23 protein-coding genes are annotated in these 25,540 nt (G+C 27.8%); 12 read left to right on the top strand and 11 right to left on the bottom strand.

The annotated features are described in order from the left end of the window. Window positions 1-176 precede the first annotated feature (176 nt). Complete coding sequence (locus BLT70_RS17385) at window positions 177-353, top strand: hypothetical protein (protein WP_231962808.1); 177 nt, start codon at window positions 177-179, stop codon at window positions 351-353. A gap of 663 nt (window positions 354-1,016) precedes the next feature. Here BLT70_RS17385 and BLT70_RS03725 read toward each other — a convergent pair. Beyond that, window positions 1,017-3,191, bottom strand: coding sequence for a response regulator (locus BLT70_RS03725; RefSeq protein ID WP_091891740.1), 2,175 nt, complete (start codon window positions 3,189-3,191; stop codon window positions 1,017-1,019). 719 nt (window positions 3,192-3,910) lie between these two features. Between BLT70_RS03725 and BLT70_RS03720 the strand changes: the two genes are divergently transcribed. From BLT70_RS03720 to BLT70_RS03670, 11 genes are all read left to right on the top strand, one after another. Beyond that, window positions 3,911-4,960 (top strand): hypothetical protein, encoded by a 1,050-nt coding sequence (locus BLT70_RS03720; RefSeq protein WP_091891738.1) that lies wholly within the window; start codon window positions 3,911-3,913, stop codon window positions 4,958-4,960. 45 nt (window positions 4,961-5,005) lie between these two features. Beyond that, a complete protein-coding gene (locus BLT70_RS17380; protein WP_091891735.1) occupies window positions 5,006-7,984 on the top strand; it encodes a leucine-rich repeat protein in 2,979 nt (992 codons plus the stop codon). A 568-nt stretch (window positions 7,985-8,552) separates the two neighbouring features. Beyond that, window positions 8,553-9,383 carry a hypothetical protein gene (locus BLT70_RS03710; protein ID WP_091891732.1) on the top strand — a complete coding sequence of 277 codons (831 nt, stop codon included), beginning with the start codon at window positions 8,553-8,555 and terminating at the stop codon, window positions 9,381-9,383. A gap of 275 nt (window positions 9,384-9,658) precedes the next feature. Next, window positions 9,659-10,183: a hypothetical protein gene (locus BLT70_RS03705; RefSeq protein ID WP_091891729.1), complete on the top strand. Its 525-nt coding sequence runs from the start codon at window positions 9,659-9,661 to the stop codon at window positions 10,181-10,183. A 273-nt stretch (window positions 10,184-10,456) separates the two neighbouring features. Then, window positions 10,457-11,752: an NAD(P)/FAD-dependent oxidoreductase gene (locus BLT70_RS03700; protein ID WP_091891727.1), complete on the top strand. Its 1,296-nt coding sequence runs from the start codon at window positions 10,457-10,459 to the stop codon at window positions 11,750-11,752. Window positions 11,753-11,754: 2 nt separating this feature from the next. Continuing rightward, on the top strand, window positions 11,755-12,060 hold the full coding sequence (locus tag BLT70_RS03695) for a hypothetical protein (protein ID WP_091891725.1): 306 nt from the start codon (window positions 11,755-11,757) through the stop codon (window positions 12,058-12,060). Between the two features lies 1 nt (window position 12,061). Further along, window positions 12,062-12,421 (top strand): hypothetical protein, encoded by a 360-nt coding sequence (locus tag BLT70_RS03690; RefSeq protein ID WP_091891722.1) that lies wholly within the window; start codon window positions 12,062-12,064, stop codon window positions 12,419-12,421. Next, entirely contained in the window at window positions 12,411-13,328 is a 918-nt protein-coding gene (locus BLT70_RS03685) for a GyrI-like domain-containing protein (RefSeq protein ID WP_091891720.1), read from the top strand. Before BLT70_RS03690 ends, BLT70_RS03685 begins: the two co-directional genes overlap by 11 nt. A 150-nt stretch (window positions 13,329-13,478) precedes the next feature. After that, window positions 13,479-15,635 carry a TonB-dependent receptor gene (locus BLT70_RS03680; protein WP_091891718.1) on the top strand — a complete coding sequence of 719 codons (2,157 nt, stop codon included), beginning with the start codon at window positions 13,479-13,481 and terminating at the stop codon, window positions 15,633-15,635. Window positions 15,636-15,966: 331 nt separating this feature from the next. Next, entirely contained in the window at window positions 15,967-16,386 is a 420-nt protein-coding gene (locus BLT70_RS03675; RefSeq protein WP_091891715.1) for a DUF2141 domain-containing protein, read from the top strand. A gap of 61 nt (window positions 16,387-16,447) precedes the next feature. Then, on the top strand, window positions 16,448-17,071 hold the full coding sequence (locus BLT70_RS03670; RefSeq protein ID WP_091891713.1) for a M48 family metallopeptidase: 624 nt from the start codon (window positions 16,448-16,450) through the stop codon (window positions 17,069-17,071). A gap of 82 nt (window positions 17,072-17,153) precedes the next feature. Here BLT70_RS03670 and BLT70_RS03665 read toward each other — a convergent pair whose 3' ends face one another. From BLT70_RS03665 to kynU, 10 genes are all read right to left on the bottom strand, one after another. Next, window positions 17,154-18,236 carry an amidohydrolase family protein gene (locus tag BLT70_RS03665; protein ID WP_172824379.1) on the bottom strand — a complete coding sequence of 361 codons (1,083 nt, stop codon included), beginning with the start codon at window positions 18,234-18,236 and terminating at the stop codon, window positions 17,154-17,156. Between the two features lie 68 nt (window positions 18,237-18,304). Further along, window positions 18,305-18,838, bottom strand: coding sequence for a 3-hydroxyanthranilate 3,4-dioxygenase (locus BLT70_RS03660; protein WP_091891707.1), 534 nt, complete (start codon window positions 18,836-18,838; stop codon window positions 18,305-18,307). Between the two features lie 89 nt (window positions 18,839-18,927). Beyond that, window positions 18,928-19,146 carry a DUF6500 family protein gene (locus BLT70_RS03655; RefSeq protein WP_091891704.1) on the bottom strand — a complete coding sequence of 73 codons (219 nt, stop codon included), beginning with the start codon at window positions 19,144-19,146 and terminating at the stop codon, window positions 18,928-18,930. Between the two features lie 77 nt (window positions 19,147-19,223). After that, window positions 19,224-19,358, bottom strand: a complete 135-nt coding sequence (locus BLT70_RS17505; RefSeq protein WP_302847800.1) for a hypothetical protein — start codon at window positions 19,356-19,358, stop codon at window positions 19,224-19,226. A 15-nt stretch (window positions 19,359-19,373) separates the two neighbouring features. Then, window positions 19,374-20,507 carry a DUF6090 family protein gene (locus tag BLT70_RS03650; protein ID WP_091891701.1) on the bottom strand — a complete coding sequence of 378 codons (1,134 nt, stop codon included), beginning with the start codon at window positions 20,505-20,507 and terminating at the stop codon, window positions 19,374-19,376. Window position 20,508: 1 nt separating this feature from the next. After that, complete coding sequence (locus BLT70_RS03645) at window positions 20,509-20,754, bottom strand: hypothetical protein (RefSeq protein WP_091891698.1); 246 nt, start codon at window positions 20,752-20,754, stop codon at window positions 20,509-20,511. A gap of 26 nt (window positions 20,755-20,780) precedes the next feature. Continuing rightward, window positions 20,781-21,314, bottom strand: coding sequence for a DUF1697 domain-containing protein (locus BLT70_RS03640; RefSeq protein ID WP_091891696.1), 534 nt, complete (start codon window positions 21,312-21,314; stop codon window positions 20,781-20,783). Between the two features lie 136 nt (window positions 21,315-21,450). Beyond that, the gene (locus BLT70_RS03635; RefSeq protein ID WP_091891693.1) at window positions 21,451-22,860 is read right to left on the bottom strand and encodes an NAD(P)/FAD-dependent oxidoreductase; all 1,410 of its coding nucleotides are present in this window, start codon (window positions 22,858-22,860) and stop codon (window positions 21,451-21,453) included. Next, on the bottom strand, window positions 22,844-24,055 hold the full coding sequence (locus BLT70_RS03630; protein WP_091891690.1) for a S41 family peptidase: 1,212 nt from the start codon (window positions 24,053-24,055) through the stop codon (window positions 22,844-22,846). The genes BLT70_RS03635 and BLT70_RS03630 overlap by 17 nt, the downstream gene beginning before the upstream one ends. Beyond that, the gene (gene kynU / locus BLT70_RS03625) at window positions 24,052-25,311 is read right to left on the bottom strand and encodes a kynureninase (RefSeq protein WP_091891687.1); all 1,260 of its coding nucleotides are present in this window, start codon (window positions 25,309-25,311) and stop codon (window positions 24,052-24,054) included. The genes BLT70_RS03630 and kynU overlap by 4 nt, the downstream gene beginning before the upstream one ends. Between the last annotated feature and the right edge of the window lie 229 nt (window positions 25,312-25,540).

Raw genomic sequence — 25,540 nt, 5'->3', positions numbered from 1 at the left:
CAGAGAACCAATTTTGTAAAACAAAATTGTGTAAATCGCTTATTCCGACGAAAGGAGGAATCTTTTAAAAAGAAAATTATATTTTCTTAAAATAACTAAAACGCAATCATTAATTTGGTTGCGTTTTTTTGTGCAAATAACTACAGAAATTATCTTTTTGATTACTATTGATAAATATGAAAAAACTTCTAATTCTATTTTTACAAATATCAATTACAAACTGTTCTAAAAAAACTATATTTAAAGTAGGTGTAATTGCAGAGTGTAAATATTGTGATAGTGCCATAAAATGGAACAGATATTACAAAATATTACCTCAAAGATTAAAAGATGCTGCAAACAAAAATTATTAAACAAGTTAAATATCAAAAATAAATATTACAGCTTTATAGAAAACGATTGGAAATTTATAGTTTTAGATGGTAACGTCTTTAGTTTTTATGTAACTTTAACTAAAGAAAAAGAACAACAAACAGATTCTCTTTTCAATATATTAAAAGATAAAAAACCTACCATACTTAAAAAATAGGATGATGGTTTAGGCAAAACACAAATCAACTAGTTTAAAAAAGAACTCGACAAAGCATTACAGAAAAAGCAAAAAGTAGCTTTTTATTCTCACTTCCCTATTTTTCCAATTGATAATGATAATCTAAGGAATAGAAATCAGTTTTTAGAGGTAATTAATCCTTACAAAAACATTAAAGCATTCTTTAACGACCATAATCATAATGGTACTTATAAAATGTTGGATAATGTATATTACCTTACTTTTAAAGGAATGGCAAATACCGAAAACACCTCAGCTATTACAAAAATAAAGTTTGATAAAGATACTATTTATGTGGAAGGTTTTCGAAAGAGAACTGTCAAGAAAATTAGTGATTCAATAAATGTCTTTTGTAGAGAAATATAATACTACGAACTTTTTGTGAATTGTAGTTTTTAGTTAACAATTACCCTTAAAACTATTTAATTCTAACAGGTTTTAATATTTTGAAGACAAACAATTACTTTTAAGTACCATAACGTTCTTTTAGTTTATCAAACAAATAGGTAGAGTTTGTAATACCAACAGCTTCTGCAATTTGCTTTTTAGATGCAAAAGGATCTTCTGATCTTAAATTTCGGGCTTTTTCTAAACGCGCCTCTTGTATTAATTGATTAACAGTTTGACCAAGAATACTTTTTACTTTTCGGTTTAAGGTGCTTCTAGAAACTTTCATATATTCAGAAATAGTATCTACTGTAAGTAATGGCGAATTTATGTTTTGGTTAATATAAGATGTAATTTTAGTATTAAATTTATCTGCATATTCATTTAAACTTTTTAAAACTTCGGGAGATTTTCCTTTATCAAATTCTATTACATTTTTATAAAGAGAGATAGAGTTTTTAATATTAATTAAAAGTTCCTCTTCCATAAAAGGTTTGTATAAATAACCATCAATACCTAAACGCAACATAGATAGTTTTCCTTGTTGATCTGTTCTTGCAGTAAGTACTATAATTGGTGTTTTGTTTTGTTGCTTTTTTAATTGTTTTACTAAAGCTTCTCCATCCATAACAGGCATCATATAGTCTGTTAAAATTAGGTCGAAACTATTATTTTGAAGTATATGAAGCGCTTCTTTTCCATTTTCAGCTTCCGTAACATCGTAATTTTGTAAAACTTTTTTTAAATACACTCTCATTTGAACATGATCGTCTACTACAAGTATTTTTTGCTTTTTATTTATTGAAATTGTTTTTGATTGTTTTTTAATATTAGTAGTCGCTACTTCAATGTTGTCTAAAGTATCAAGTATTTTTGTTGATGATTGATTAACTGTAGAGTTTACAAATGTTTTTGGTATCGAAATGGTAAAGCAACATCCTTCACCAAAACTACTTTTTACCGCGATTTTAAAATGATGAGCATTAACAATACTCTTTGTAAAAGCTAAGCCAATACCACTACCTTGACTTTTTGTAATATCATTTTTTACTTGATAAAAACGATTAAAAATAGCTTCTTTTTCTTCTATGTGTATGCCCGTTCCAGAATCTATAACATCAATTTTAAGACCTTCATCAGTAAAAGCAGTATTCATAGAAACGTGTCCGTTTGCAGGTGTAAATTTTAAGGCATTACTTAATAAATTGGTTATTGCTTTAGAAAACAGTTTTTCATCAACTAAAATGGTTGTTTTTAAAGTATTGTTATTAAATACAAAATCTATGTTTTTTTTAGCAAAAAGACTTTGAAAATCTGTAAAATGTTTTTCTAAAAAGGAATTGATATCAACAGGTTCACTTATCAATTGAAATTGGTCACTTTCCATTTTACTTAAATCCATGATACTATTAATAATATCTTGCATTTGTTGGCATTGTTCTTTAATAATAGTTGCTTTCTGCTTGTTTTCTGTATCAGAATCTTTAAAGCTTAATTGATTTGTATATCCCTGAATTAATGTTAAAGGTGTACGTATTTCGTGAGAAAGATTTACAAAAAAATGCGATTTAAATTCATTCAATTCGCGTAATTCTGCTTCTTGTTTTTCAAGTATTATTTTATCAGAAAGCACTTTATCTCTTTCTAATGCTAAAAGTTTTTCATATTTTAAATTATTTGCTTTAAAATAATTTACCAAAAGGTGTATAACTACAAAAATACAAGCGGTTTCTAGAATTATTAATTTATCAACATAATCTGGTGGATAAACGATGTAAATATAATAAGGTGTTAAAAAACATAAGAAACCAATTGCTAAAAATAAGTATGATGTGATTTTTTTCTGATAAAGTGTAATAGCAATAGGCGAAATTAATAAGAAATAATATTCTATATAACTACCTGGAGAAATAATAAGTGAAGCATATAAATTTGCAATAATAACAGTAGTTATAAAGACAAAACGCCCCGGTTTAAATAGAAACCGTTTATTAAGAAAAAGTATGAGTATTAGTAAAATTAATATATATAAATGAGTTAAAAACATATTAAAATCAAAAAAATCTAAAGTAATGGTGTTTTGGCTAATTGTTTCAAGTACCAAACCAACAATTACATCTAAACTTAAAAATAACAAAATTACATGTCCCCAAACTAGACAATAGGTATTTAATAAACGTATTCTTTTATTTAGGCTATTTGAAAAACTATCCTTTGTTCCTAGGGCAATTATACTTTCGTATTTTTTTTTCATAAATAAATTAAATATTAATCGAAAACAATTCCTTGAGGCTTTACCTCAAGGTTTCTGTTAAAATTGTCATCCCCATTAAAACGAGCATCTAAATACAGTTTTTTTTAAAGAAAATGATTGAAGTTTCTACTTAGATTGGCTAGGTTTTAAACTACAGAGACATCCCTATATCTTTGATTTCTATGGTAATTGATTTTAATAATTTCATTATTATCTAACAAAAAACATCTTTAATTTTAACAAACAAAGCAACCAAAAATACCTGATTTTAACACAATTCTTTTTTTTGTAAAAATATCTTTTTTTTAAACAAATATACTCTTCTAAAATGTTTTTTGACTCAAATGGTCATTTTTTGACCCTATTAGTTGTTAAAATAACTCAAAACGTAGGTTTACGAACTATAATCTTGTGCATTTATATGTAAAGCACTAACCAATAATACGAGTAACAATCCTTTTAATTTCATAATTTTTAATTTTAATTAACTTGTATATATAATAAATATAGCAGTAAATAATTAACTTATATAAACTAAATATGACTCATATATATTTTGTTAAATTTTAAGTATAACATCAGTTTGACCCAAATGGTTGTTTTTTGACCTAAATAGTAGTTTTATGGTGTAAATGGATGTTTTTTGAATGATTTAGATGCTTGTTTAGTAATAGTTTTGAAACGAAAAACAAACTAATATCATTACAAAAACAATACAAATGAAAAAAATGAAACAAATAATTTTAGCAATCGTTTTATTAGTTGCTACAGTAACACAAGCACAAAAAAGCTTTTTTGATAACATTTCTGAAGACGATATATATAATGTATATATAAAGATGTCTAAAGCGGGCAATGGAACTTACAAGGCCGAAGAAAGAGGAACTCCTGTTAAATTTAAAAAAGAATATTTACCAACAGGAGAAGGTTATAAATTTTCTACTATTCTACAAGAAGGTCCAAAAAAAGGAGAAACTGATTTTACAGTTGATATTTCTGATAAAAAAATAGAATGTAAAGGATATCCTTATGAATCTGTTATAAGTGGAGAAGATTGGGGTTATCGTTATTACTATGTATCTATTGGCGATTATGTTTTTTCTCTTAAAGGAGTTTCAACAAAATTTGCCACTTTTAAAGGTATTAATGCTGTATATATTAAAGCAGGAAAACCTGAAAAAGCTGATACTGAGAAAAAGACCAAAAAGAAAAATTCTTTTTTCTCAAAAATGAAAGCGTTAAAAAATCAAGCTTTAGGATCTGCAGGTGTTTTTGGATCTGAATATAAAGAGTTCAAAAATAAGAATATGGACAAAATAATTACTGATTATTTAGTTGCCATGAAAGCAAAACAAGAAGGTAGAACTGCAGCCCAAAAACAATCAGATACAAACGTTGCAAACCTTACTAAAAACAAAATGGCAAAAGAAAAAGCAGCCAAAGATGCATCTTATGCAGAAGCTAAAAAATATAATGATTCTGTAAAAGCTACACCAGAATGGAAAGACTTAGAGCGCAGAAAAAGACAAAACGAAGCAAATTATCAAAGTCGTCAAAAAGCAGATTTTGTAACGCTACGAAATACTAGCGGAAGTGCTATTTATGTAGCACGTAGTGGAAGCAAGAACAGAGGAACAAAAATTAGTACTGGAGGTTCTGTAAAGTGGAGTTGTGGTCAAGATGCATATATACAAGTAAATAATACAACTACCAATACAAAAGTGTACAGTAAAAATTCTGGATGTGGTAACACCATTACTGTAAGATAATTAAGCCTTAAAAAACGAAAAAATAAATATTAAAAACATTAAATTATGAAAACAAAATTAATTTTATTCTTAGTAACATTTGTTGCTATGGTGGCAAATGCACAACAAACTGTTGGAACTATCTTTACAGTAGGTGGTTTTAAATATCAAATAACTGTAGCAGGTTCAGCAAATGCTTCTTCTGTTAGAGAAGTCGCTGTTATAGACTACTTAGATGTAAATAATTTTACACCTACCATACCTTCAACCGTTTTTTCTGGAACGACGTATAATGTAACTTCGATAGGAGAAGAAGCTTTTCGTTCAAATTCACTAACAAGTGTTAGCATTCCTACTTCAATAATTTCAATAGGTGAAGATGCTTTCCTTTTTAATTCATTAACAAGTGTTAGCATTCCTAATTCTGTAACTTCAATAGGACAAAGTGCTTTTAGTTATAACCCATTAACAAATATTACCATTCCTGCATCTGTAACGGCTATAGGTGCTTATGCTTTTAATTATAATTCATCTTTAGTATCAGTTGTTTCAGAAAGCACAAACCCATCATTTTTATTAAGTGGTGTTTTTGATAACAATAATAGTATAGATTTAACAATACCAGTTGGTTTAGAACAGACATATATAGATGCCAATTGGGTTGGTTTTAATACCATTAATACAATTGATTATACGTTTACTCAAAATGATATCGTTTATCAAATATTAGACATTACAAATAATGATATCGTTGCTACTTATGATTATATAGGAACAAGCACTACAATTAGCATACCAGCAACAGTTACTAATTCTGGATCTACTTATAATGTTACAACTATAGGAGATGCTTCTTTTGATTACAATTCATTAACAGATGTTACCATTCCTGCATCTGTAACAACTATTAGAGCTGCTGCTTTTAAAAATAATTCATTAACAAGTATCACCATTCCTGAGTCTGTAACAACTATTGGAGCTTCTGCATTTGAAAATAATTATTATTTAACAGACGTTACTTCAAAAAGTACAACACCAGCAACATTATTAAGTTTTACTTTTAGTAATAATAATATTGATACAGATTTAACCATACCAGAAAATACAACAACGGCTTATACTACAGCAGGTTGGGTTGGTTTTAAAAGTGTAACAGAAGTAGCATCACTTTGTACCGTAAACATACCAGACGCAAATTTTAAAGCATATTTAGTAGGTAATTCATTAATAAATACAAATGGAGATACAGAAATACAATGTAGTGAAGCAACTGCTTTTACAGGTTCAATAGTTGCTATATCTTTAAATATTTCAGATTTAACTGGTATTGAAGCTTTTACAGCTTTAACAAGTATAGATTGTCGAGACAACCAATTAACGAGTATAAACCTTCCTTCTAGCACTGCTTTAACAGAATTAAAATGTGGTGAAAACCAAATAACGAGTTTAGATGTTTCGGCTAACACGGCTTTAACTAATTTAAGTTGTCATACTAACCAATTAACGAGTTTAGACGTTTCAAGTAATACAGCTTTAACAGAACTTGATTTTGATACAAACCCAATAACAAGTATAGATGTTTCGGCTAATACTGCTTTAGTAAGGCTAGCTATTAGTAGAACCCAATTAACGAGTATAGATGTTTCTACTAACACCGCTTTAGAGGACTTTTTTGCTACTGATTGCCAATTAACGAGTTTAGACGTTTCTGCGCAACCAAATTTAGTATTATTATGGTGTAATGAGAACCAATTAACAAGTTTAAATATAGCCAATGGAAATAATGGAAATATGACCTCTTTTTATGCTACAGATAATACGGCGTTAACTTGTATTGAGGTAGATGCTGCTATTGTAGGCACTTCGCCAACTGATTGGTATAAAGATACTACTGCTACTTATAGTGCAAGTTGTACAACTTGTACCGTAAACATACCAGACACAAAATTTAAAACGTATTTAGTTGGTAACGCAGCAATAAACACAAACGGGGATACAGAAATACAATGTAGTGAAGCAAGTGCTTTTACTGGAACAATAGACGTTAGTAGTTTAACGATTAATTATTTAACAGGTATTGAGGCATTTATTAATATTACAGAGTTAAATTGTAATTATAATAACTACATAAGCAGTATAGATGTTTCTACCAATACAGCTTTAACATCCTTAGCTTGTAATGGTAATGTAATAACAAGTTTAGATGTTTCTAATAATACAGCTTTAACATATTTAGATTGTGCCAATAATTTAATACCAAGTTTAGATGTTTCTGCTAACACTGCTTTAACAACCTTAGCTTGTAATGGTAATTTATTAACAAGTTTAGATGTTTCCCAAAATACCTTATTAATAAACTTATGGTGCCATATCAATCAATTAACAAGTTTAGATGTTACTAATAATATAAATTTAGAATTTTTAACTTTATATATTAACCAATTAACAAGTTTAGATGTTTCCAATAATATGGCTTTAGAACAAATACAATGTTTTAATAACCAATTAACAAGTCTAGATGTTTCTAATAATACGGTTTTAGAACAGTTACATTGTTCTAATAATCAATTAACAAGTTTAGATCTTTCTAATAATACAGCTTTAACAAGATTATCTTGTGCTATTAACCAATTAACGAGTTTAAATGTAGCAAATGGTAATAACAGTAATATAGTAAACGCAAGTTTTTATGCAGGTACAAATCCTAACCTTACTTGTGTTACTGTAGATGATGTTGCTTATAGTGATGCCAACTGGACAAATATAGATGCACAAACAAGTTTTAGTACAAATTGTGGAGCATTAAGCACAGATAATTTTAGTTTAAATACGGTTTCTATATACCCAAACCCAACAACTTCAGTTTTAAATATAAAAATGGATAGCAACTTAAAACGTGCAACTATCTATTCTGTATTGGGTACAAAGGTTTTAGAAACTTCATCAAAAAATATTACAACATCTAACTTAAATAAAGGTATATATTTAATTAAAATAGAAACTGAAGATGGTGCAGTTTCTTCTAAACGCTTTATGAAAGAGTGAAAATAGTAGTTAGTTTGTTTTTAAACCTTGTAAGCGAAAGCCTACAAGGTTTTTTGCTGTCATATAAATAGAATATAAAAATATTATTACCAGTAATTATTAAAGTTGTAAAGCCTTTAATAGAGTATAAATAAAAATTTTATTATCATTTTAATTGGTAAAGTTTTATGAGGATACAAACTATCATCATTATAATGTTCTTACTAATCAAAAAAATGCGACAATTACATTTTAAATTTATCGATAAAAAGCACTAATAAAGATTTCACCATCTTTTTAATTCATAAAGTTTTTATTACGATTTAAGCTATGACTATTATTTTGTTCTTATTAATCAACAAAACCTGCTATAAATAATATTTTTATAATAAAACAGGTTGTTTTTATGCTTTAAAAAAAATGATTATTGATACTTTTTCAGCATAAATTAGATTAAAAACCACAAATGACTCAAATGGTTGCTTTTTGAAATAAATAGTTACTTTTTGACTCAAATAGATGGTTTTTGAATGACGTAAATAACTGTTTACTAATAGATTTGTGGATATAAACAAAAAAACATATTATAATGAAAAATTTTAAAAAAACACAATTAGTTAGCGTAACAAAATTAGTAGTATTAGCTATCACAATGGTATTTGCTTCATGCTCTTCAAACAATGAAGATGATGTTATTAAAGAACAAAGTATTACAGCTGCAAATTTTGAGTCGCACACAAGTTATAGTGATAATGGCTATACAAACATTCAGTTTGGAGATGTAACCAATAATAGTTTTGTACCTATTATTAAAGTAGAAAATTATAATGATGCTTATAATTATAGTATTGTTATTAAAGGAGATTATTTAGAAAATGAATATAAAGTAGCTTTAACGTTTGATGAGGTTAATAATAGTGGAGACACTATTTTAAAATTTGATAATGCCGAATTTGATGCAGTTCCAGATACTTACCAAGCGTATGTTTTAGAAGAAGATAGCAATACAGAGGTTATTATAAATAATAGACCAAACCAAGGAGAAAGAACATATTACGTATACGATGCAGATCATTCAGAATACTTATATAATTTAACTTTTAAAACATCAAGAACAGACTTTACAAGACCAACTGCAATTTATAAAAATGAAGATATTTATGTTGGATTTTCACAGGGGTTTAGCCAAGATCTTAAACTAGAAATGGTTGTGTATGATACAGACTTAAATGCATTAGGTAGAGTAGATATTCATAATGTTAATACTTCATATACAAATAAGTTTTATGGTACAGATTTAACTTTTATAACAGAAAGTGGAAATTATATTTTTCAAGTAGAAGGAACTCCATTAGCTACAAGTAGTTCAAATACAATTAAAAAAAGTACTTACAAAACAATGACAGTAAATATAAATTAATGTAAAAACTATAATTTTAGTAAAGTATTAAATCACACGTTTTAATAATTACAAAAACCTACAATCCAAATTGTAGGTTTTTGTAATTATTAATTTAGTAAATATTAAAACTACTTTTTTCCAGAAAAGCAGACGCTAATTATACACAGTCTAAAAAGTTTCTGCATCAGCTTTCTAAGACCCTTGTTTTATAGCAATAACCAATTAACAAGTTTAAATATTACCTTTAGATATCATGTAAATATTAAGAATAGTATTTTTGCAAAAACAACGTTTTGAAAAATTTTAACAAAAATAACTTCTTTAAACATACTTTTTGTGAATTTACACAAATAGAAAATTTCGAATTTCCAGAAAACACCAATTACAAAAGTAAATCAGACAGCATGTATTTTTATACTGATGAAGGTGTTTATAGAAAATCGAATCATTGGGGACGCGTTGCCAATTGCAGATGGAAATTGATTTCTACAGAAAATTACAAGAATCAAAATATCGTTATTGCTTTTGCAAAATGGAGTGACTTCTACCCTATTAATTCATCAGAAAAAATATTTTTTATTGATGTTGATTTTGACAGTAAATCAGCTAAACTTCAACCTAAAATAGAAAACTCTACAAACTTTCTATTTACATTTTCTGAAGCTCAAAAAAGAATCAAACAAATAAATCATTTATTTAAAGATGATAAATGGGCAAAATATTTTAATGGAAATTTAAATGATATACGCTTTAAAATTATTTCTGATTTTATGAATTCGGATAAAATACTTCAAGAAATTAAAAGAGAATTTAATTAAAAAACTTCTCGATATAATTTTAATAAAAAATTAAAATCACTCGAAGTGACAATGAGTAAAATCGAATCAAATTAACATACTGTCACTTCTAGTAAAATTATTTTTTCAAGAATTTTGTATCGAAAAGTCTCATAAAATGAAAACTAATAAAACTTAATTTAAGTTTTTAAAACCTATAAAATTCAATTTATTTTTATTGAGAGCAATAAATTCATTTTCAGTAAATTTGCAATCTAAAATTCTAATAATCCAACTTTCAAACCATCATAAAAAATGAATATTCCACAGTCAAGTTTTCCTAGAATTGTTATTATTGGTGGTGGATTTGCTGGTTTAGCTGCTGCAAGAGGTTTAGAAAAACAAGAATTACAAGTTGTTTTAATAGACAAACATAATTATCATACTTTTCAACCTCTATTATATCAAGTTGCAACGGGTGGTTTAGAACCAGATTCTATTGCTTTTCCGTTAAGAAAACGTTTTAATGATGTAGAAAATTTCTATTTTAGATTAGCTGATGTAGAAAAAATAAACCCCGAAACTAATTCTATTGAAACCTCAATTGGGAATTTAGAATACGATGAATTAATTATTGCAACAGGTTCTACAACCAACTTTTTTGGAAATACCAACATCCAAAAGTTTACGATGGAAATGAAATCCATTCCACAATCTTTAAACATTAGAAGTTTAATTTTAGAAAATTTTGAAGAAGCACTTTTAACATCAAATATGGATGAAAGAAATGCTTTAATGAATTTTGTAATTGTTGGTGGTGGACCAACTGGAGTTGAATTGGCTGGCGCTTTAGCAGAAATGAAAAAAGGAATTTTACCTAAAGATTATCCTGATTTAGACATCCGTCAAATGCAAATAAATTTAATTCAAAGTTCTGATTGTCTCTTAAAAGGAATGAGTGCAAAAGCATCAGAAAAAGCAGAAGATTTTTTAATTAATTTAGGCGTAAATGTTTGGAAAAATTTACGCGTTTTAGATTATGATGGAAAAACAGTTACTACAAATAGCGAAGATTCATTTGTAGCAGAAACCGTTATTTGGGCTGCTGGTGTAAAAGGTGAACTAATTGATGGTTTAGCAACAGAATGTGTTATTGAAAGAGCTGCTAGAATAAAAGTAGATGAATTTAATAAAGTTATAAATTATAAAAATGTCTATGCAATTGGTGATGTAGCTTGTATGTCATCAGAAAAAAATCCTTATGGCCATCCAATGATGGCGCAACCTGCTATTCAGCAAGGAAAATTAGTTGCAAAAAATATTTTGGCTAAATTGTTTAACAAAGAACAAAAAGCATTTGTTTATAATGACAAAGGTTCTATGGCTACAATTGGTAGAAATAAGGCGGTAGTAGATTTACCAAAATGGAAATTTCAAGGAGTTTTTGCTTGGTTTGTTTGGATGTTTGTTCACTTATTTTCTTTAATTGGGTTTAGAAACAAAGCTATTGTTTTTCTAAATTGGGTTTATAATTATATTCGTTTTGATAGAGAAACTAGATTAATTATTAGACCTTATAAAAAGAAAAATAAGTATTCTTTTAAAGAATAATTATGAAAGCAAAAACCATTAAATGCCCAAATTGTGGAACTCTAAATACTGGTAAGAAATATTGTACAAACTGCAACAAATCTCTTACTCAAGAGATTCTTCTTCAAGAAAAATTAGAGAAAATAAAACAGCAAGAAATTAATAAAGTAATTTACAAAAGAGAGAATCCAAATTTTATAGAACGTTTAAAAAAACATTCCTTTTTCTTATATCGTATTTTTGGATGGATTTTGTATTCGGGATTTGTTGTTGTCTCTGCAATTGGCGCTGGTTTAGCTTGGTTTATAGCAATGGTTGCAGCTGGTTGATATGAAAAAACTACTTCTATATTATTTTATTTTTTCAATAATAACAGGTGCTTTTATTTACTTTTCTTCGCATTTAAACATTCAACTTCCTCGTTTTGTTCGTCATTATGTAAACGATTTTTTAATAATTCCTATCATTCTTTTTATCAGTTTACAAGTTTTAAAATGGTCTAAAAATGATACAAATTACACTTTAAGTATTTGGGTAATTTTATATTTATGTTTGATGTATAGTGTATTATTCGAATTTATTTTTCCAGAATATTTAGCAAGATATACCAAAGACTTTATCGATATAATTTTATATTTTGCAAGCGGATTAATATTCTACTATCTACAAAAAACTAAAAATGAATTCTGATAAAATTGCGAAAGAAAATATTGCTCGTTTAAATACTGCAATCACTTTTATTGAAGGTAATTTATCAAAAAAATTATCTTTAGAAATTATATCAGAAAAAGCATACTTCTCTCCTTTTCATTTTCATAGGCTGTTTAAATTAGTTGTTGGAGAAACACTTCATAATTTTATCAATAGAAAAAGAATTGAAAAATCTGCAGCATATTTATTACATCAAAAAGAAAAAAATATTACGCAAATTGCAGAAGCTGTAGGTTTTGGTGATTTGTCTGCTTTTTCTAAATCTTTTAAAAAATTCTACGGAATTTCTCCAAACAAATTCAAAGAAGAAAGTCCAAAAAAATATAGCAAAATTAGCAAAAACGAAAGCAAGATTGGAAAAGTGATTGTTACTTTTGAGCAATATATTTGCAACATCAATAACGCTTTAAAATGGTTACAAATGAATGCAAAAACTGAAATTAAAAAAACTCCGAGATTAGACTTGGCTTACATTGCGCATAAAGGAAAAATGGAAGCAATTGGAAGTATTTATAATAAATTAGTAAAATGGGCAACTCCAAAAGGTTTGATAAACGAACAAACAAGAATGGTTACTATTTATCATGATAGCCCTAAAATTACAGATCCTAATAATTTAAGAATGAGCGCTTGTATTGTTTTAAATGACCCTATTGATCTTGATGAAGAAGTAAATTTAAAAATATTAAGTCCTACAAAATGTATTGTTTCTCGATTAGAAATTGCACCTTTTGAGTTTCAACAAGCGTGGGAATCTTCTTTTGCTTTTATGGTAGAAAATGGTTACAAAAAGTCCGAAATTGATCCGTTTGAAATTTATTACAACAACGCAGCAGAACATAAAGAAAACAAGTTTATTGTAGATTTATGTATTCCTATTTTGTAACGTCGTTACAAGTTTTCAGGGCAATCTAATGATAAGAAACAAATAGTTTATCATATTTACAATTCATCATTCAAATTTTACAACTCGGTATTTGTTTTTATTTTAAAAACGAATAACGCTACATCTTTGTATCATCAAAAACCAATACTGATGAAACGAATACTATTTATATTTTTTACTATTTGCCAATTTTCTTTAATTGCACAAAACACAATTTCAGGAAAAGTTACTAATAACAAAAATGAACCTATTATAGGCGCAAACATTTATTTAGACGGCACTTACGATGGAACTTCGACCAACGATAAAGGAGAATTTTCATTTTCAACATCAGAAAAAGGAACACAAACTTTGGTTATTTCTTTTATTTCTTTCGAAACTTATATTAAAACTGCTGATGTATCATCTCTCAAAAACTTAAAAATAAAATTAAGAGATGACGTTAATTCTTTAGATGCAGTTGTTATAAATGCTGGTACTTTTGAAGCTGGCGAAAAAGCAAAAGTTACCGTTTTAAAACCATTAGATATTGTTACAACTGCAAGTGCTTTGGGCGATTTTGTTGGCGCTTTGCAAACCTTACCAGGAACAACAACTGTAGCAGAAGATGGACGTTTATTTGTAAGAGGTGGTGAAGCAGAAGAAACACAGATTTTTATAGACGGTGTAAGAGTTTTTACACCATTTACACCATCAACAAATAACATACCTTCTAGAGGTAGATATTCTCCTTTTTTATTCAAAGGAATTTCATTTTCTACTGGCGGATATTCTGCAGAATATGGGCAAGCTTTATCAAGCGTTTTATTATTAAATACTATAGACAAACCTGTACAAGAAAAAACCGATTTAGCTTTTATGACTGTTGGTTTAGGATTAGGAAATACCCAAATTTGGAAAAAAAGTTCTTTTAGTATCAATACTTCATATGTTAATTTATCTCCTTATTTAGAAGCTTTTCCAGACAGAAATACTTGGAACAAACCTTTTCAAAGTCTTAATGGAGAAATGGTTTTTAGACACGAATTTAAAGATGAATCTCTACTAAAATTGTATGGCGCTTATAGTTATACAGATTTTGACGTAATTCAAGAAGACATCAATTATGCAAATGGATTTCGTTTTGCAATGCAAAATAGAAACCTATATTTTAATACTTCTTACAAAAATAAATTTGGCAATAATTGGAAATTTGAAACAGGAATTAGTTTTACAAATGACAACTCTAAACTAAAAATTATTGATGATAATGTAAATAGCAATCAAAATTCTGCTCATTTTAAATTCAAACTTAAAAAACTATTTTCTAATAGATTTAAATTAAACTTTGGTTCAGAATATTTTATTAGCGATTATAATGAAAATTACACACCAATAAATGCATCAAAATTCGAATACGGATTTAGCAACAACATATTCGCTTCATTTATAGAAACAGATATTTTCTTTTCTAAAAATTTAGCAACTAAAATTGGTGTTAGAGCAGAAAACACAGGCTTATTAAATGAGTTTACCTTATCACCAAGAGCTTCAATTTCTTATAAATCAAGTAAAAATTCTCAATTTTCTTTTGCTTATGGTCAGTTTTATCAAAATCCAAAAAGCAACTATTTAAAATTTTATAACAACTTTAAATCAGAAAACACATCGCATTTTATTGCCAATTATCAAGCAACAAAACAAGGGCAAATTTTTAGAATAGAAGCCTATTATAAAGATTATAACAATTTGGTAAAATACAATGAAACTCAGCCAACTTTTAACAGCACTTTTAATAACAACGGAAATGGTTATGCAAAAGGAATTGATGTTTTTTGGAGACAAAATGGTAAAATTAAAAACACAGATTATTGGGTTTCTTACTCATATTTAGACACAAAAAGAAATTACAGAAACTACACAACCTCTGCAACTCCTAATTTTGCAGCAAAGCACAACCTATCTCTTGTTACAAAACATTGGATTGAAGATTGGAAAAGTCAAGTTGGTTTTAGCTATAATTTTGCTTCTGGCAGAAATTATACAAACCCAAACAAACCTGGTTTTTTAAATAATAAAACAAAAAACTACAACTCATTAAGTTTAAATTGGGCGTATTTAATAAATCAACAAAAAATCTTATATTTCTCTGTAAATAATGCCTTAGGAACCAAAAATGTATTTGGTTATAATTACAAAAACACGCCAGATAATAATGGTAATTTCGATAGACAAGCAATTATACCTAATGCAGATCGCTTCTTTTTTGTAGGTTTTTTCTGGACAATTAGCGATAATAAAAAAACAAATCAGTTAAATAATTTATAATATTATTAGAAGCTATTTCCTGCTTTCACTACTCGCTTTTTTATGCTGAATTTATTTCAGCATCTATTTATATTTTAAATTAATTTTATTATTTGTAAGAGATATTAAAACGAGTTCGGCATAAAAAGAGCTCAAACAGAAAGCCTGTCTTGAGCGTAGTCGAAAGATTCAATCAGGGCTAAGCTTTTTTAGAAAACGAATAGAGAACTTTAAAAACTAGTAAGATTTTAACAATAATTACAGTTCAGAAACAAAAAATTACAATTCGGTATTATTCTTGTGAATTACTCATAAAAACATCAGATATTTGAAATATCAAAAAAAAACAATCATGAAAAAATTACTTTTAATTACAGCTTTTATATTTATTGGCTTCTCATCAACATCAGCACAAGAAAACCATACAATTACTTTAGATTTTAAAGGAATGAAATCTAACAATGGTAATTTATATGTTGCCTTATATAACAAAGAAGATAGTTTCTTAAAAAACCCAATAAAAGCAACTATCCTAAAAATTGAAAACAAAAAAGCATCCGTAATTTTAAAAGATATTCCATCAGGAATTTATGCAGTTTCTGCGTTTCATGATGCAAATAATAATAAAAAAATGGATACAAATTTTATAGGAATTCCAAAAGAACCAATAGGAATATCAAATGATGCAAAAGGATTTATGGGACCTCCAAAATATAAAGATGCAAAATTTGAAGTATCAAAAGATACCGAACTAACTATAATAGTAAAATAAAAAAACCTAATTATTAACACTCTTTTCTAGAGTTTACAACAAAAACTTAAACTTTTACATCATGAAAAAATTTACAATTATCATCGCAATTTTCATTGCGACAGGGATTTCTGCGCAAACAAATTATCAAACAGGAATGCAAAAAGCATTTGGATTATGGGAAAAAGGTAATACAACTGAAGCTTCTCAACTTTTTGAAAGAATTGCTTCTGTAGAAAAAGACAATTGGTTGCCAAGTTATTATGCTGCAACTTTAGAAATATTAGGCAGTTTTGGTTTAAAAGATGAAGCCGTTTTAAAAGCAAAATTAACCAAAGCCCAAGAATTTTTAGATACTGCAAAATCAATATCAAAAAATAATCCAGAAATTATAATTACGCAAGCACTTTTAAATTTAGGTTATATTGCTTTTGATGGTCAAAAATATGGCATGACTTTATCTGGAGCAAACAATCAATTATATGCCCAAGCTTTAGCTATTTCGCCAAACAATCCTAGAGTAATTTTAGGAAATGCAGAATGGAATATGGGCTCTGCACGCTTTTTTGGAAAATCTACAAAACCCTATTGTGACGAAATAAAACGCGCAATTGAATTAGGGAAAAAAGAAGAAATAGATATTGAATTTTATCCAAAATTTATGCTAGAAAGAGCCGAAAGTGTATTAAAACTATGTCAAGGATAACTTTCAGTTTTCAGTCGCAGTTTTCAGTTCTCACTGTTAACTGCTACTGAAAACTGTTATTAGATACTAAAAAAACTAATATTTAAGAAAGTATTTTATCTATTAAATTTTGTTTCGCTTTTTCATCATCTCCAAACAACCATTGCAAAACATTATCTTTCCAAATTTGATCTTTTTCATCATTAGAAATAATACCTTTTTCTACAGCTAAATCTAAAATTTTTCCAGGATAAGATGATTGTTTATCACTTTCCATTTCTCCTAAAGGATAAGGATCATCTAAACCCATTAACACTTGTTTTGTACCCTGTCTTTTAAACATTAAGCCTAAAGAATCTGTATCATGAACCAATGTATCAAAGAAAATGTTTTTATGTCCAACTGCTTTTCTAGGATGTATTTTACCTTCAAATAAATCTGGTCTTCCATCAAAACCTTGAATTCTTCTTCCTAAATTCATTTGTGCTAATTGACCTCCATGTGCAAAACAAGTTCTAATATTTGGATAACGTTCTTGCATGCCATTTAAAGTATAAAAATGATACGCATCTCCACATTGAGCTAACATCCAAATTAGGTGAAAACGCCAGTTTGTATTTTCTAGTTTTATCATTTTATCTCCATCATAAGGATGAATTTCAATGGCTAATTTATACTTGTTTGCCAATTCAAAAATTCGGTCATTTTCTTCATCAAAAACACAACGCCATTGCCCAATAGAATCCATAAAATGTGTTGGCAAACACAACACTTTTAAACCTAATTCTTCTACACAACGTTTCATTTCGTCTAAAGCACCATAAATAAATCCTGGATGAATCACAAAACCACAAGTAAATTTAGAAGGATGATTGTGTTGAACTTTTGCATTAAAATCATTCTGAAAACGCAAGGCTTTTTTCATTTCTTCTAAACGCAATCCATTACCATAAAGTTGAGAAAGATTTAAAACAACAGCATGATCTATTTTATTTTTTTCCATCCAAAGTAATTTTTCGTCTAAGAAAAAACTAGAATCTGTTACAGGTCGTTTCCAACCTTTTTGCAACATATGTTTACGTTCATTATCTACCCAAAAAATTTCTTTTTCCTTCATAAATTGAGGAATTTCTTCTGGATAAGGTAATAAATGTGAATGGCCGTTTATGCGTAGTTTACGTTTCATTATTTATTAAAGATTGAAAAATTAAAAAGATTCAAAAAAAAAGTACTAACTAAAAAAACTACTATTGATTAATTGCTTACTTTTTTGGGTGCTTCCATAATTTCTCCACACTTATCACAAGTACATTTTTTTATATCAGAATAAAAATTATCAAAAATAATTGGCATATCTGTTTCAATATTATCTAACTTAAATTCTTCTCTGTATAACTGATTTCCACATTTTTCACAATACCATTCTAAAGCATCTAACATTTTTTTAGAACGCGGATATTCAATTACCAAACCAACAGTATTTGCTTTTCTCTGTGGCGAATGTGGCACTTTTGCTGGCAATAAATAAATATCACCTTCGTTTATTTCTACATCCATCATTTTTCCCTTATCGTCAATGATTTTTAAAATCATATCTCCTTCAACTTGATAGAAAAATTCTGGAGTTTCGTTATAATGATAATCTTTTCTGTTATTTGGCCCACCAACAACCATAACAATATATTCGCCATTTTTCCAAACTTGTTTGTTACCAACTGGCGGTTTTAATAAATGACGATTTTCGTCAATCCATTTTTTAAAATTTAAAGGCTGTACTAAGTTGCTCATATTCTTTAGATTTTTTTTGATTTTTAGAAACAAGAATCAAGACGCATGTAAGGTCGTCAAAATTATCTTAATTCTAAACATCTTCATTCTTATTTACTATTCAAAATCATTTGTTTAATCTTAGTTGCTTTTTCAAAATGATCTAATTGATGAGTTTCAATCCACCATTTTGCAACTTCCATTAATAATTTTGGGTTATCATTTTTATTCTTAAAAAAAGCGTAAAATGATAAACCTACATTTTCTCCTTTTTTAGTAATTTTATCATTACAAACTTGAATGATTTTTTCTTTTATTTCTTTATTCATATTATTAATTTTAATATTGAATAATTCAAAAATTGAAAATAAACTTTAAATATTTTAATTCTTAAATGCTTCAAAACCTACTTCTCTACATCTTCTTTTGTTGAGTTTGGAATTTTACAATAAGCCTCATCATTTGATGGATTGTAATTATCTATATAATTACCCAAAATAGAATTTTCAAATTCTCCGTTTATGTAGTTTTGGATTTTCATTTATTTGCTCTATTTTTAATTATCTACTTTCAATTTTGAAAGTACTTTTAGAGCACTTTGATTCTTAGGGTTTAATTCTAAAGACTTTTTATATGCTTTAATTCCATTTTCTGTATCTCCCAACAGCAATAAACACTCACCATAACTATCATAAGTATTCCAAGCTTTAGGATATAATTCTGTATTTAATTTAAAAATTTTTAGGGCATCTTTATTGTTTTTTGCAGTATTTATATACCAATATCCTAATGCATTTATATAACTTTCAGAGATATCATAAACTGGTGCATTTTTATCTTGTTTTTTTATAACTGCAATAATCTCATCAATCGTTTTACCAGATTCTATTAGTGTTTCTAGTTTTAATAAACTATTGGTTACACTTTCTATGTTCGCATAAGGATTGCCCAATTCCTCATTTATCAGATTGAATAAATTATTGATAGACGCTAACATAAGTGTAGAACTTTTTAATTGTTCTTGCTCTGTAATATCTTTAAGACTATACGCAGAATTGATAATTAAAGCAATTTTAGAAAAATTATCTTCAACTTTTAAATCTTTATATAATTGATTTGACTGATTACTTTTAATAAGTTTATCAAACACATTTGGCATGAATCCTAATTTTGTTGCATTCATAAACTCTTTCATAAAACTATCATAATTACCTGATGCTGTATTTACTTGAATATCTTGTAACCTTTTTAAATCGATTAATTTGTTCCTTATTTCAGTGGGAATTAATTTAATATCACCTGTATTTTGAAGAGTTTCTATCGTATTTACATTAAATTTTATATACTTAAAATAATAATTAAGTTTACCCGATCTAATAATAAGGTCCTTTACACTTTTTTGTTTTGCAAAATCTTCTTGATATTTTTTGTAGAGTGTTATATTAGCATTTAGCCAACTAATATTACCTCTAAGAAAAATGTAATCTTTGCCTAAATCTTGTAAAATTTGAGCATAATAATTCTTTCTAATAGCATCACTCTTTCTATTTTCATTCCAATTGTTTATTTGAAGTGCAATTAAAATACCAATTACCACCAAAAAGATTTCTCCAATTGCATATTTGAAATATTTTACGTTTTTCCCTTCATTAAGAAGGTTATGTCTGATATTTCGAAAGATTTTAATCATATTAATTTTTCTTAATTGTGTTTTCTAAAAAAGTAGAAATAGCAACTACATCTTTTATTTGTATTAAAAAATAAAAATATTTTTTAAATAAACGACAAGATAAAATCGATGCTATTGGGTGAATATATTTCTTTGTCAAGACAAAAAAATATAAATAATTTATATCCTCAATAAAAATATTCTCTCCATTATTTCCTTGATTGAAAATATGATAATAATTATTTGATTCTAGTACTTCGTATTTCATACCCTTTTTAGTAGACTTCACTGATTTCAAAAACCTGTAAGGTCTTTTGCTAACTCTAACAACTTTAAAGTTGTTCTTAAATTTCTTGTTGTTGCAATTACTTGTAACTTTTTTTCTAATAAATTATTAGAAATTTTTGTTTTTGCAAATGTTGACGGACAGTTTAAATAAACTACATCTCCATTTATTTTATATTCATCTTCTCCAACATTTTTAATTTCAATTTCTGTAATTTCTGATGCTTTGTCTAAAAACGTAAAAGCAACTATTTTTTCGTTTTGTTTTGAAAAAGGATAATTGTTAATTGCTTTTTCCCATTCTAGAATTGTTCTTGCAATTACAGGAACATCAAAACCAAATTTATCTTTAATACCAACATTTATCATTTCACAAGTTACTGATTTTGTTTTACTTGATTCTAAAATAATATTTCCACTTTGGATGTATGTTTTTACTTTTTGAAAACCTAAACTGTTTAATAAATCTCGTAAATCTGCCATCGGAATTTTGTTTTTACCTGAGACATTAATTCCACGTAATAAAATAATGTAAGTATTCATTATAGTTTTTAAATTTTCTATTGATAGCAAAATTCAATAGTTTTTATAAATAGGTTTAGCCCTGATTGAAATGGCATCCTTTTTTCTTTTTCAGAAAAAAGATATAATGGAAAGCAGGAAATAGCTTCTAAAAAAACTACAATCCTGCAATTTTATCTTCTTCTAATATTTTATCTGTTTCGTGAATTACTTTGTCTAAAATAGTTCTTAGTTCTTCTCTTGTCATATTTAAATGCGTGTGGACTTCATCATCTGCAATTAAATTCAACAAAGCTTTATCTTGTGCTCTACCTCTTTTCATAGCTTCATTATAGCCTATATTTTCGTTGAATGTAACTAAAGAATATTTAGAAAAATATTGATTTGGAAACATTTTTTCTAAATCCATTTCAATTTTTCTTTTTTCTTTAAACAACGGATTTGCAACGTGATCTCTCATTTCGTAAAAATTATCAATCGCCAAATCTGCAATGGCATCTGTGTCTTTTTTTCTTGCTTTTTCATAAGCTTTAAAAACAGATTTCCAATCTGATAATTCTTGATTTAGTATTTCATCAAACACAAAAACATCTTCGAAAGAAGCGTTCATTCCTTGTCCGTAAAAAGGAACAATTGCGTGAGCAGCATCACCAATTAACAAAGTTTTGTTAAGATAAGACCAAGGAGAACATTTTACGGTGCCTAAAGCTCCTGTTGGATTGTGTGAAAACTCCTTTTTTATATTGGGAATTAACGCTAAAGCATCTGGAAATTCTTTTTCGAAAAACTCATTTATCTTTTCTGTATTTGTTAAATTCTCGAAATTATATTCGCCTTCATTATAACTTAAAAAGAGTGTTACTGTAAAACTGCCATCTAAATTTGGTAAGGCAATTAACATAAAATCGCCTCTTGGCCAAATGTGTAAATGACTTTTGCTTATTTGGTGATTTCCTGAATTATCAGCAGGAATTTCTAATTCTTTATAGCCGTGATTTAAATAGTTTTGCGAATAACTAAACAAAAATTTACGCTCAGAAATATAGCTTTTTCTTAAAGCAGATCCTGCACCATCTGCACCAAAAATAACATCGGCTTTTACAAAAAACTTTCTTTTACTTTTATAATCTTTAAAATGTGCAATGGTATTTTCTATGTCTACACTCTCACATCCGCTATTAAAATGAATGTTTACATTTTCGTGCTTTTCGGCTTCATCTAACAAAATAGCATTTAAATCTCCCCTAGAAATTGAGTTGATGTACTCACCTTCTCTACCAGAATAATTAGAAGTAAAAGTATTGCCTTCTTTGTCGTGCATTAATCTGCCATACATTGGTATGCTAATTTCTTTGGCTTTTTCTTCCATTCCACATAATCGTAAAGCTTTTAAACCTCTATCTGATAATGCTAAATTTATAGATCTACCTGCAGAAATATCAACCTTTCTTAAATCTGGTCTGCTTTCATACAATTCTATTTTATAGCCCTTTTGTGCTAATCTTAAGGCGAGTAAAGAGCCACATAAACCTGCTCCTATAATCAGTATTTTATCTTGTTTGTTCATCAATTAATTCTAAGGCTTTTAAATACGTTTCTTTATAACTATTTGTTGTAAAATCTGGTTTAAAATATTCTCTAGGTAAACCATTTACATTGTATAATTTCTCAAAAGGATAGCAAAATCTGATTCCTGAATTCTGCAATTGTTTGCACTTAATTGCACCTAATAATTTTGCCATTGTTGTACCTACAACTGTTACGTTATTCATATTAGAAAAACCTTGTGCAATGGCTTCGCCAACACTACCTGTCCATCTGCTTACCAAAACATAAACTGGTTTTGTATACGGATTTTTAAGTGGCGATAATAGTTCTATATATTTTCTTTTGATGCCAAATTCTCTTTCTAAACCTACTCTTTCGTGAATTTGATAAGGCATTTCTTCTTTTACAAATTTGCCCATAATTGATTTTGCAACATCTGTGTTACCACCATTTGCAGTATTTCTTAAATCGATTATAATAGCTTTACTATTTTGTAAACTATCTACAATTTTCGGAAATTGCTTAATAACATTATTATTACCCAAAGAATTATTAATTCTAATATAACCAATATTTTCTGGCAGCAATTTATAATCTAAAAGTGTTGAATTGTATTTTTTAAGATTAGGTTTTGGCAGTTTTAAAATGATGAATTTACCATTACGTAAAACTTTAATTTTTCTTGGTTTATCATGCCTACCTGCAAAAATTAAATTGGCAAAATACTCTTTTACTTTATGGTCTGGACTTTCTATAGATTTAGGTAAGTTCAATTGTACAATATCAGCAAAATTAACTCCATTCATTTTTACAATTTCGTCACCAATTTTTAGATTAAAATTTGTGATTGTATAATTTTGTCTGATGTCTTTAATGTAATATTTATTATTCTTTATAGATACAAAAGCATCAACATCATTAGGAATTAATCGAAATGAAAAAGCCAGATTTTTATTTAAGGTAAAGTGTGCATCATAAAGTTCGTGTTTCATTAACTCTATTAAATAGGTAAACTCCCAATCTTCTTTTATCGAATTTAGACGTTTGCTATATACCTCTTTTACCTTTTGCCAATTGGTTTGTTTTACATCAAAATAAGCATATTCCATTTGGATGGTTTCCCAAAAATAATTGAAATCAGACAAATATTTATTTTGAGAAAAAGTTACAAGAGACTGTAAAGTCAGTAAAATAATTAAGATGTTCTTTCTCATAAAAGATCCTTTAAAATTGTAACCATTTTATATACATCTTCAAACGAATTGTACATTGGTGTTGGCGCACAACGAATTACATCTGGCTCTCGCCAATCTGTAATAATATTTTTTTCTGTTAATTTTTGGTGTAAACTTTTATCCGCATTTTTAACTTGAATGGATAATTGACAACCTCTTTCTTTCGGATTTTTTGGTGTGATAATTTTGATGCTATCTGCACCTATTTCATTGATTAAAAACTCGAAATAACCAGTTAATTTTTCTGATTTTTCTCTTAAAACATCCATCCCAATTTCATCAAATAAATCTAAAGATGCTTTTATGGCTGCCATAGATAATATTGGTGGATTTGACAATTGCCAGCCTTCTGCACCTTCCATAACATCAAAAGGCATTCGCATATTAAAACGAGTAGATTTGTTATGATTCCACCAACCTGCAAAACGTGGTAAATCTTTATTTTTAGAATGTTTTTCGTGTACAAATAAACCCGCTAAACTTCCTGGACCAGAGTTTAAATATTTGTAGGTACACCAAGCTGCAAAATCTACATTTGAATCGTGTAAATTTGGTTGAATATTTCCAGCTCCGTGAGCTAAATCAATACCAACTACACAGTTTTTTGAGTGCCCAATTTCTGCGATTTTTTTAAGATCCAAATACTGACCTGTGTAATAATTTACACCTCCAATTAACAACAAAGCAATTTCATCACCTTGTGTAGCAACGATTTTTTCTAAATCATCAATATTTAATAATTCTTCTCCTTTTCTTGGTTTCCATTCAATGACATCATCCTCAGAAAAACCGTGAAATTTTAATTGAGATTGCACAGCATATCTATCTGAAGGAAAAGCATCTGACTCAATTACAATTTTGTATTTTGTTTTTGTAGGCCTGTAAAATGACACCATTAACAGATGTAAGTTGGTTGTTAAGGTATTCATCACCACAACTTCTACTGGCTTTGCACCCACAATTTTAGCCATTTTATCTGTTAAATATTCGTGATAATGTAACCACGGATTTTTAGCTTCAAAATGGCCTTCTACTCCTAAATTTGCCCAATCTTCTAATTCTTGATTGATATATTCTTTTGTTGATTTTGGCTGTAAACCCAAAGAATTTCCTGTAAAATACAACCAGTCATTTCCGTTTTTATCTTTAGGAATATGAAATCGATTTCGCAAATAAGAAAGTCTATCCTCTTTATCTTGCTGTTGTGCAAAAGCTAATGTGTTTTGATAATTCATCGACAATAAAAATGATTTATCCCAAATATAAAACAATCCTTTTGAGATTTCAATATTTAGATGCTAATTTCATAATTTAATCTACAACCTCGCTCCAAGAGTACTAGGTTTGCTTCGAAAACAAATATGTTACATTTCCAGTCAAAACTTGGGGAATTAAACTCCTTGGCTATCGCCCCACAATTAAATAAATTAAAGAGATGTTAAATGATTTTCTTCATTTTATAAA

The organism is Polaribacter sp. KT25b, from assembly GCF_900105145.1.
Lineage (GTDB): Bacteria > Bacteroidota > Bacteroidia > Flavobacteriales > Flavobacteriaceae > Polaribacter.
Note: the sequence above shows the minus strand (reverse complement) of the source record. Positions and strands in the feature narration are given on the sequence as shown.

Excerpts from the sequence above, each read along its gene's own strand:
- BLT70_RS17385 (WP_231962808.1), top strand. The coding sequence starts at position 177 with ATGAAAAAACTTCTAATTCTATTTTTACAAATATCAATTACAAACTGT.
- BLT70_RS03725 (WP_091891740.1), bottom strand. The coding sequence starts at position 3,191 with ATGAAAAAAAAATACGAAAGTATAATTGCCCTAGGAACAAAGGATAGT.
- BLT70_RS03720 (WP_091891738.1), top strand. The coding sequence starts at position 3,911 with ATGAAAAAAATGAAACAAATAATTTTAGCAATCGTTTTATTAGTTGCT.
- BLT70_RS17380 (WP_091891735.1), top strand. The coding sequence starts at position 5,006 with ATGAAAACAAAATTAATTTTATTCTTAGTAACATTTGTTGCTATGGTG.
- BLT70_RS03710 (WP_091891732.1), top strand. The coding sequence starts at position 8,553 with ATGAAAAATTTTAAAAAAACACAATTAGTTAGCGTAACAAAATTAGTA.
- BLT70_RS03700 (WP_091891727.1), top strand. The coding sequence starts at position 10,457 with ATGAATATTCCACAGTCAAGTTTTCCTAGAATTGTTATTATTGGTGGT.
- BLT70_RS03695 (WP_091891725.1), top strand. The coding sequence starts at position 11,755 with ATGAAAGCAAAAACCATTAAATGCCCAAATTGTGGAACTCTAAATACT.
- BLT70_RS03690 (WP_091891722.1), top strand. The coding sequence starts at position 12,062 with ATGAAAAAACTACTTCTATATTATTTTATTTTTTCAATAATAACAGGT.
- BLT70_RS03685 (WP_091891720.1), top strand. The coding sequence starts at position 12,411 with ATGAATTCTGATAAAATTGCGAAAGAAAATATTGCTCGTTTAAATACT.
- BLT70_RS03680 (WP_091891718.1), top strand. The coding sequence starts at position 13,479 with ATGAAACGAATACTATTTATATTTTTTACTATTTGCCAATTTTCTTTA.
- BLT70_RS03675 (WP_091891715.1), top strand. The coding sequence starts at position 15,967 with ATGAAAAAATTACTTTTAATTACAGCTTTTATATTTATTGGCTTCTCA.
- BLT70_RS03670 (WP_091891713.1), top strand. The coding sequence starts at position 16,448 with ATGAAAAAATTTACAATTATCATCGCAATTTTCATTGCGACAGGGATT.
- BLT70_RS03665 (WP_172824379.1), bottom strand. The coding sequence starts at position 18,236 with ATGAAACGTAAACTACGCATAAACGGCCATTCACATTTATTACCTTAT.
- BLT70_RS03660 (WP_091891707.1), bottom strand. The coding sequence starts at position 18,838 with ATGAGCAACTTAGTACAGCCTTTAAATTTTAAAAAATGGATTGACGAA.
- BLT70_RS03655 (WP_091891704.1), bottom strand. The coding sequence starts at position 19,146 with ATGAATAAAGAAATAAAAGAAAAAATCATTCAAGTTTGTAATGATAAA.
- BLT70_RS17505 (WP_302847800.1), bottom strand. The coding sequence starts at position 19,358 with ATGAAAATCCAAAACTACATAAACGGAGAATTTGAAAATTCTATTTTG.
- BLT70_RS03650 (WP_091891701.1), bottom strand. The coding sequence starts at position 20,507 with ATGATTAAAATCTTTCGAAATATCAGACATAACCTTCTTAATGAAGGG.
- BLT70_RS03645 (WP_091891698.1), bottom strand. The coding sequence starts at position 20,754 with ATGAAATACGAAGTACTAGAATCAAATAATTATTATCATATTTTCAAT.
- BLT70_RS03640 (WP_091891696.1), bottom strand. The coding sequence starts at position 21,314 with ATGAATACTTACATTATTTTATTACGTGGAATTAATGTCTCAGGTAAA.
- BLT70_RS03635 (WP_091891693.1), bottom strand. The coding sequence starts at position 22,860 with ATGAACAAACAAGATAAAATACTGATTATAGGAGCAGGTTTATGTGGC.
- BLT70_RS03630 (WP_091891690.1), bottom strand. The coding sequence starts at position 24,055 with ATGAGAAAGAACATCTTAATTATTTTACTGACTTTACAGTCTCTTGTA.
- kynU (WP_091891687.1), bottom strand. The coding sequence starts at position 25,311 with ATGAATTATCAAAACACATTAGCTTTTGCACAACAGCAAGATAAAGAG.